Annotated in this window: 7 protein-coding genes; 3 read left to right on the top strand and 4 right to left on the bottom strand. The window is 63.4% G+C overall.

Annotation, left to right across the window (positions count from 1 at the left end; translation table 11 throughout):
• Window positions 1-381, top strand: a 381-nt coding sequence (locus EN879_RS17035) for a glycine cleavage T C-terminal barrel domain-containing protein (protein WP_164774439.1), incomplete at its 5' end; no start/stop codon positions are given.
• 1 nt (window position 382) lies between these two features.
• On the opposite strand, the gene EN879_RS17030 is transcribed toward EN879_RS17035, so the two are convergent.
• Window positions 383-1,015: a class I SAM-dependent methyltransferase gene (locus tag EN879_RS17030; RefSeq protein ID WP_063170453.1), complete on the bottom strand. Its 633-nt coding sequence runs from the start codon at window positions 1,013-1,015 to the stop codon at window positions 383-385.
• A gap of 145 nt (window positions 1,016-1,160) precedes the next feature.
• Between EN879_RS17030 and EN879_RS17025 the strand changes: the two genes are divergently transcribed.
• Window positions 1,161-2,021 (top strand): phosphotransferase family protein, encoded by an 861-nt coding sequence (locus EN879_RS17025; RefSeq protein ID WP_063169917.1) that lies wholly within the window; start codon window positions 1,161-1,163, stop codon window positions 2,019-2,021.
• 7 nt (window positions 2,022-2,028) lie between these two features.
• Here EN879_RS17025 and EN879_RS17020 read toward each other — a convergent pair whose 3' ends face one another.
• Complete coding sequence (locus EN879_RS17020; RefSeq protein WP_127274145.1) at window positions 2,029-2,952, bottom strand: DMT family transporter; 924 nt, start codon at window positions 2,950-2,952, stop codon at window positions 2,029-2,031.
• Between the two features lie 106 nt (window positions 2,953-3,058).
• Window positions 3,059-4,339 (bottom strand): amidohydrolase family protein, encoded by a 1,281-nt coding sequence (locus EN879_RS17015; protein WP_063169915.1) that lies wholly within the window; start codon window positions 4,337-4,339, stop codon window positions 3,059-3,061.
• A gap of 169 nt (window positions 4,340-4,508) precedes the next feature.
• On the opposite strand from EN879_RS17015, the gene EN879_RS17010 reads away from it, so the two are divergent.
• Window positions 4,509-6,263: an ABC transporter ATP-binding protein gene (locus tag EN879_RS17010; RefSeq protein ID WP_013528036.1), complete on the top strand. Its 1,755-nt coding sequence runs from the start codon at window positions 4,509-4,511 to the stop codon at window positions 6,261-6,263.
• Between the two features lie 164 nt (window positions 6,264-6,427).
• On the opposite strand, the gene EN879_RS17005 is transcribed toward EN879_RS17010, so the two are convergent.
• Window positions 6,428-7,541 (bottom strand): dihydroxy-acid dehydratase (locus EN879_RS17005; protein WP_206520960.1); only part of this gene is annotated, 1,114 nt, incomplete at its 5' end.

The raw sequence follows: 7,541 nt of genomic DNA, 5'->3' as shown, positions 1-7,541 counted from the left end.
CCGCAGGAAGCCGGGCTCGGCTGGGCGGTCAAGCTGCGCAAGAACACGGATTTCATCGGACGGCGCGCGCTGGAGAAGACCGGCGGCACGGCAATGAAGAAACGCTTTGCCGGCTTCACGGTCGACGACCCCGAGATCGTGCTGCTCGGCCGCGAAACCATCCTGCGCAATGGCGAGCCTGTCGGTTATCTCACCAGCGGCGGTTATGGCTATACGCTGGGCAAGACCATCGGCTACGGCTACGTGCGCAACGCCGACGGGGTCAGCGACGATTTTCTCGCCTCGGGCGACTACGAACTGGTGGTTGCGATGGAGAGGACGCCGGCCAAGATCCACCTCGAGCCGATGTACGACCCGGCAGGCGCGAGGGTCAAAGCGTAGGTCAGGTCACGCGCAGTGCGAGGCCGCGGCTGGGCACGGTGTCGGCTTCGCCGGGCATCGAGACATAAGGGCGCGTTTCCTCGACGCGGGTGACGAGGCCCTGCGCCTCGAGCTCAGCGACGCGCGTGGCGAAGCCCTGATCCCACAGCGAGTTCTTGACCGTCAGCACGATGATGCCGCCCGGCCGGCAGATGCGGATCAGTTCGTCCAGCCCCTCGACGCCAACATGACCTGATGTGAAGACGCCGGCCGAGATCACTCCGGCATAGGCATCATCGGCAAAGGGCAGATGACCGCCCAGCGCCAGGCAATGGAGCGCGGAATAGACACCCTTGCGGGCTGCCTGATCCAGCATGCCTTGCGAAATATCGAGTGCCTCGACTTGCGGGTAACCAGCAATATCAAGCCATTCGCCGATGAGACCGGTGCCGGCCCCGGCATCGAGCAGCGGTGCTGAACCGCGCGGCAGATGGCGGGTCAGCAGCGCAAGGCAGATCGTCGGATGGCGATAGCCGGCGGCCGACATGTCGGCGTCGTAGGTCTGCGACCAACGATCATAAAGTGCGGCGACCTCTTCGGGCCGCTTTGCCGCGTAGGCCGCGCCAAGCGCACCCTGATGTTTGTTGTCCGCCACTTTGATCCAGTCCGCCAATTTTTGATCTCGCAGTGATGATAGCCAAAGCGCGAAAATTGTGGAACCGTTGCCGCGACAAATAACAGTGTGTGGGGGCGCAGGCATGATTACAGACTAGGCGCGCGCGGCACTGGACGCCATTCCCATGCTGGCCGGCTACAGCGGGCCGCTGGAACGGCTGGGCGGCCTCACCAACCTCGTCTTCAAGGCCGGCGACTTCTGCCTGCGCATTCCCGGCAAGGGCACCGAGGAATACATCAACCGGGCCAACGAAGCGGTGGCTGCACGCGAAGCTGCAAAAGCAGGGGTCAGTCCCGAGGTGCTGCATGTCGATGCCGGCACCGGGTTGATGGTGACACGCTACATCGCCGGCGCCGAAACCATGTCGGAGGAGAAATTCAAGGTTCGGCCGGGCAGTCCAGCCCGCGCCGGCGAGGCCTTTCGCAAGCTGCACAATTCAGGCGCGGTGTTTCCCTTCCGCTTCGAGCTGTTTGCGATGATCGACGACTATCTCAAGGTGCTGTCCACCAAGGAGATCGCCCTGCCCGCCGGCTATCATGACGTGGTGCGCGAGGCGGAAACCGTGCGCTCGGCACTTGCCGCCCATCCGCTGCCGATCGTTGCCTGCCACTGCGATCCGCTGTGCGAGAACTTCCTCGATACGGGCGAGCGGATGTGGATCGTCGACTGGGAATATTCGGGCATGAACGACCCGCTCTGGGACCTTGGCGACCTCTCCGTGGAAGGTAAATTCGATCTGGCGCAAGACGAAGAGATGATGCGCGCCTATTTCGGCGGCGAGGCGAGGCCGGCGGAGCGCGGCCGCATCGTCATCTACAAGGCGATGTGCGACCTGTTATGGACGCTGTGGGGGCTGATCCAGCTCGCCAACAACAACCCGGTCGATGATTTTCGCGCCTATGCCGACGGGCGGTTCGCGCGCTGCAAGGCGCTGATGGAGACGTCCGAGTTTTCACGGCATCTGGCGGCGATCCGCCGGGGGTGAGCCTGGACTAATTCACGCCCTTCGGCACGTTTTCGGGCGGCACGGTGGTCTCGACCACTTTCTGGCGGTGGAAGATGAACAGGCCGGCGAGAACGACAATGCCCGAGCCGATCAGGATGCGCGGACCGGGAACGTCGCCGAAGAACACCAGTCCGAACACCACCGCCCACAGCAGCAGCGTGTAATGCAGCGGCGCCAGCGTCGAGGCCGGCGCCAGCTTGAGCGCCCTGGTGATCATCAGATGCGCGCCGCAGGAGACGATGCCGAGCAGCAGCATGGCGCCGAGATCGAGCGCCGACGGCGTCTGCCAGGCGACGATGCGCAGCACGCCGCCGATCAGCAGCGTGCCGATGGTCTGCCATGTCACCAGATTGGTGTCGCTGGTGCCGCGCAGCCGGCGGTTGAGGATGATGGCGAAGGCGAAGGAGATACTGCCCACCAGCGCAAAGCCTGACGACAGCGAGAACGCCGCCGACGACGGTTTCAGCATGATCAGCACACCGCAGAAGCCGAGCAGGATCGCCATCCAGCGGCGCCAGCCGACCTTTTCGCCAAGCAAGAGGTGCGAGAGTGCCGCGACGTAGATCGGCCCCGCCATGTAGAAACTCATCACATCGGCCAGCGGCAGATAGACCACGGCGGCATAGAAGAGCGCGGTGTCGAGCGTGGTCATCACCACCCGCAGCAGCTGCAGCTCCAGGCGTTCCATGCGAAACAGCTTGGCCGGGCCCTGGTTGGCGATCATCGGGCCGAGCACGAAGAAGGCGCCGATGGAGCGGATCAGCACCACCTGGCCGACGGAGAAGCTGGCGACCAGCCATTTGCCCATGGCGTCGTTCAGCGCAAAAAGGAAATCGCCGGCCAGCATCAACAGAATGCCGGCCAAAAGCACATTCCTGATCGTCGAATTCTGCGCCACGGGCTGCGTCATGCCGATCCCGATTCCTCCCTAGTAAGCCGCGTCGTAGACGGAAGTGGCTGCCTTGACGAGGAGAATTCGGGCAATGGGTAAGACCAGCGCCGGGAATCGGCTGTATCTAGCTGGATATGTGCCGCCGGTTCACCATTCCCGGCCTTCCGCCGATGGACAGCCTGGTTTCCTGCTTCGTCCGCTCCGCCACCACCTTGCCCCTGGCGATGACGCACAGGCGCTCGGCGCGCAGCCGCAGGGCTTCGACCGGATTGCCGGCATCGAGGACGACCAGGCTGGCGCGCTTGCCGACCGCCAGGCCGAGATGATCGAGGCCCATGATCGCGGCATTGACGTTGGTGACCATGTCGAAGCAGCGCGCCATCTCTGCCGGGCTCGACATCTGAGCGACGTGCAGACCCATGAAGGCGACATCGAGCATATCGGCGGTGCCCAGCGAATACCAGGGATCGAGCACGCAATCCTGGCCCCAGCCGACGCGAATGCCGAGCGCCAGCATTTCCTTGACCCGGGTCAGGCCGCGGCGCTTCGGGAAGGTGTCGTGGCGGCCCTGCAGCATGATGTTGATCAGCGGATTGGGAATGACCGAGACGCCGGCCTCGGCGATCAGCGGCAAAAGCTTCGAGACGTAGTAATTGTCCATCGAATGCATCGAGGTGAGGTGCGAACCGGCGACCTTGCCGTGCAAACCAAGACGCTGCGCCTCATAGGCAAGCTGCTCGATATGGCGCGACAGCGGATCATCGGTCTCGTCGCAATGCAGGTCGACCATCAGGCCGCGGCTGGCCGCGATCTCGCACAGCTCCGTTACCGAGCGCGTGCCGTCGGCCATGGTGCGCTCGAAATGCGGGATGCCGCCGACGATGTCGACGCCCATGTCGAGCGCGCGGATGGTGTTTTCACGCGCCGATGGAGAGCGATAAAACCCGTCCTGCGGGAAGGCGACCAATTGCAGGTCGATGTAGGGAGCGACCGTCTTCTTGACCTCGAGCAACGCCTCGACCGCCAGCAGGCGGTCATCGCAGACATCGACATGGGTGCGGATGGCGAGCAGGCCCATCGACACCGCCCAGTCGCAATAGGCCAGCGCGCGATCACGCACGGCCTCATGCGTCAAAAGCGGCTTCAACTCGCCCCACAGCGAAATGCCTTCGAGCAGCGTACCCGAAGCGTTGATGCGCGGAATGCCGTAGGAGAGCGTCGCATCCATGTGGAAATGCGGATCGACGAAGGGCGGCGAGACCAGATTGCCACGGGCGTCGACCTCGGTCCGCGCGGAACCCTGGAGAACGGGCTCGATCGCCGCGATCGTCTCACCGTTGATGCCGATGTCGGCAACCCTGCCATCAGGCAGTGTGCCGCCGCGAACGATAAGGTCGAAATCCATCCGTCGTCATCCCGTCAAAAGAATCATCTGATATAGCCGAGGCTGAAAATCGCATCCCGTCGATGCCGCTTGCAACAGCGATTTGTCCGCGGCGGCCGCGGATGGTTTCATCCGGCCGCAACTCCCTCTATAAGCCGCCTTCGTTGTCCCGGTTTCAAGGATCCGCCGTTTGTTTCGTTTCTTCCGCTCGACGGAAAACCAGCGCCTCGTCGCGAGGTTGATCCGGGAATCCTTTTATCAGCACAGGTTTGGCTACGGCGCCGCGATCTTGTCGATGCTTGTGGTGGCCGCCACGACCGGCGCCAGCGCCTGGATTCTCAAAGAGATCACCGACGAATTCGTAGTCTTCAAGCGGATTGACCGGGTCAACCTGATTGCGGGCGGGGTCGCCACGATCTTCATCCTCAAGGGCCTCGCCAACTTCATTCAGGCCTATTTCATGAGCCGTGTCGGCAACGCCATCATCGCCGACCGCCAGCGCAAGATCTACGACCGCATCCTGGCGCAAGGCATCGAATTCTACCATTCGACCTCGTCGTCCGACCTGATCACACGCATGACCAACAATGCGCAGGCGGCACGCAACGTGCTCGACCTCGTTGTCACGTCCTATGTGCGCGATCTGTTGTCGCTGGTCGTCCTGGTAGGAGTCATGGTCTGGCAGCAGCCAGCCTTGTCTATAATCTGCTTCGTCGTCGGCCCCTTGGCTATCTACGGGGTCAACCGCATCCTGAAACGTGTTCGCAAGTTCGCCGCGATGGAGTTTCGCTCGGTCGGCCAGATCGTGCAGGTGATGCAGGAAACGGCAATCGGCGTGCGCGTCGTCAAATCCTTCAACCTCGAAGGCGCGATGCGCAACCGCATGTACAAGGCCGTGTCGGACGTCGAGAACCGGGCCAATAACATCGCGACGCTGGAGGCTGCGACAAGCCCGGTGATGGAGACGCTGGCCGGGCTGGCTATTGCCGGGGCCATCTTCGTCAGCGGCTTCCTGGTCTTGCAGGGCGGCCAGATGCCGGGAAACATCATGGCCTTCATCGGGGCGCTCCTGTTTGCCTATGAGCCGGCAAAGCGCCTTGCGCGCGTACGCATATCGCTGGAAAGCGGCATTGTCGGCGTGCGCATGATGTTCGAGCTCGCCGACCAGCCGCTCACTCTGGTCGAGAAGCCGGACGCGAAGCCGCTTCTGGCCGGACCGGGCGAGATCCGGTTCGACGCCGTCGACTTCGCTTATCAGAAAGGGCCGCCGGTGCTGGACAGGTTCGATCTGACGCTTGCGCCCGGCAAGATGACGGCGCTGGTCGGGCCTTCCGGCGGCGGCAAGTCGACGATTCTAAACCTGATCATGCGCATGTATGATCCGCAGAGCGGCAGGGTGCTGTTCGACGGTCAGGATATTTCCCATGCGACGCTCGCATCGCTGCGGGAAAAGATCGCCTATGTCAGCCAGGATACGTTCCTGTTTGCCGGCACCATCATGCACAACATCCGGCTTGGGCGCGAGGGTGCGACCGACGATGAGGTGATCGCCGCCGCCAAGGCGGCCAACGCGCATGACTTCATCAGCGCGCAGGCGAAAGGCTACGAGACGGATGTCGGCGAGAATGGCGGCCTACTGTCGGGCGGCCAGCGCCAACGGATCTCGATCGCACGCGCCATGCTGCGCAATGCGGAGATCCTGCTGCTGGACGAAGCGACCAGCGCGCTCGACGCCGAATCGGAAGCGCTGTTCCGCGACGCGCTGCAGCAATTGACGGAAGGCCGCACGACGATCGTCATCGCGCACCGTCTGTCGACCGTGCACCAGGCCGACACAATCGTGGTGCTCGAAGCCGGCAAGGTGGTGGAAAGCGGCCCGCACAAGGCCTTGCTCAAGCAGGGCGGGCTCTATCAGAAGCTCTATGAGTATCAGTTGATGCCGTAGCACTTCTCTTCCCTTCCCCCCCCTTGTGGGGGAAGGTGGATCGGCGCGCGGCGCCGAGACGGATGAGGGGTGTTCCAGCGGAGTGAGACGTCGGTGTTCTCTGGACCACCCCTCATCCGTCGCCTGCGGCGACATCTTCTCCCACAGGGGAGAAGGAAGAAACCTCACTCCGGCACAAACCTCACCGCGCCCTTGGCCGCGCTGGTGGCCATGGCGGCATAGGCGCGCAAGGCGGTCGTCACCTTGCGCTTGCGCTTTTCCTCAGGCTTCCAGGCCAGGGCGCCCCTGGCCTCCATCGCCGCCCGGCGCGCAGCGAGTTCCGCCTCATCGACAGCCAGGCGGATGCTGCGGTTCGGGATGTCGATCTCGATCGTATCGCCCTCCTGCACCAGTCCGATCAAACCGCCTTCGGCAGCTTCCGGCGACGCATGGCCGATCGACAGACCCGAGGTGCCGCCGGAGAAGCGGCCGTCAGTAATCAGAGCGCAGGCCTTGCCGAGGCCCTTCGACTTCAGATAGCTGGTCGGATAGAGCATCTCCTGCATGCCGGGGCCGCCGCGCGGTCCTTCATAGCGGATGACGACGACATCGCCGGCCTTGATCTCATTGGACAGGATCGCCTTGACGCTCGAATCCTGGCTTTCGAACACGCGGGCCGGGCCGGTGAATTTCAGGATCGATTCATCGACGCCCGCCGTCTTCACGATGCAGCCGTCGAGCGCCAGATTGCCCTTCAGCACGGCAAGGCCGCCATCCTTGGAAAAGGGATGTTCGGTCGAGCGGATAACGCCTTTCTCGCGGTCGAGATCGAGCTCGTCCCAGCGGCGCTCCTGGCTGAAGGCGACCTGTGTCGGCACGCCGCCAGGGGCGGCGAGGAAGAAATCGCGCACGCTCTGGCTGGTCGTGCGGGAAATGTCCCAATGGTCGAGCGCCTCGCCCAGGGTTGACGTATGCACCGTCGGCAGGTCGCGGTTGAGCAGGCCGGCATTGTCGAGCTGGCCGAGGATGGCCATGATGCCGCCGGCGCGGTGGACGTCTTCCATGTGGACGTCGGACTTGGCGGGCGCAACCTTGCACAGCACCGGCACCTTGCGCGACAGCGCGTCGATGTCGTCCTGATCGAAATCGATCTCGCCCTCATGCGCGGCAGCCAGGATATGCAACACGGTGTTGGTCGAACCGCCCATGGCGATGTCGAGCGTCATGGCGTTCTCGAAAGCGCCCTTCGAGGCGATGTTGCGCGGCAGTGCGGTTTCGTCGTCCTGTTCGTAATAGCGC

It is taken from the genome of Mesorhizobium sp. M7A.F.Ca.AU.002.02.1.1, assembly GCF_003998535.1.
In the GTDB taxonomy this organism is placed as follows: domain Bacteria; phylum Pseudomonadota; class Alphaproteobacteria; order Rhizobiales; family Rhizobiaceae; genus Mesorhizobium; species Mesorhizobium ciceri.
The sequence above is the reverse complement of the archived record's forward strand: the minus strand, read 5'-3'. Positions and strand labels throughout refer to the sequence as shown.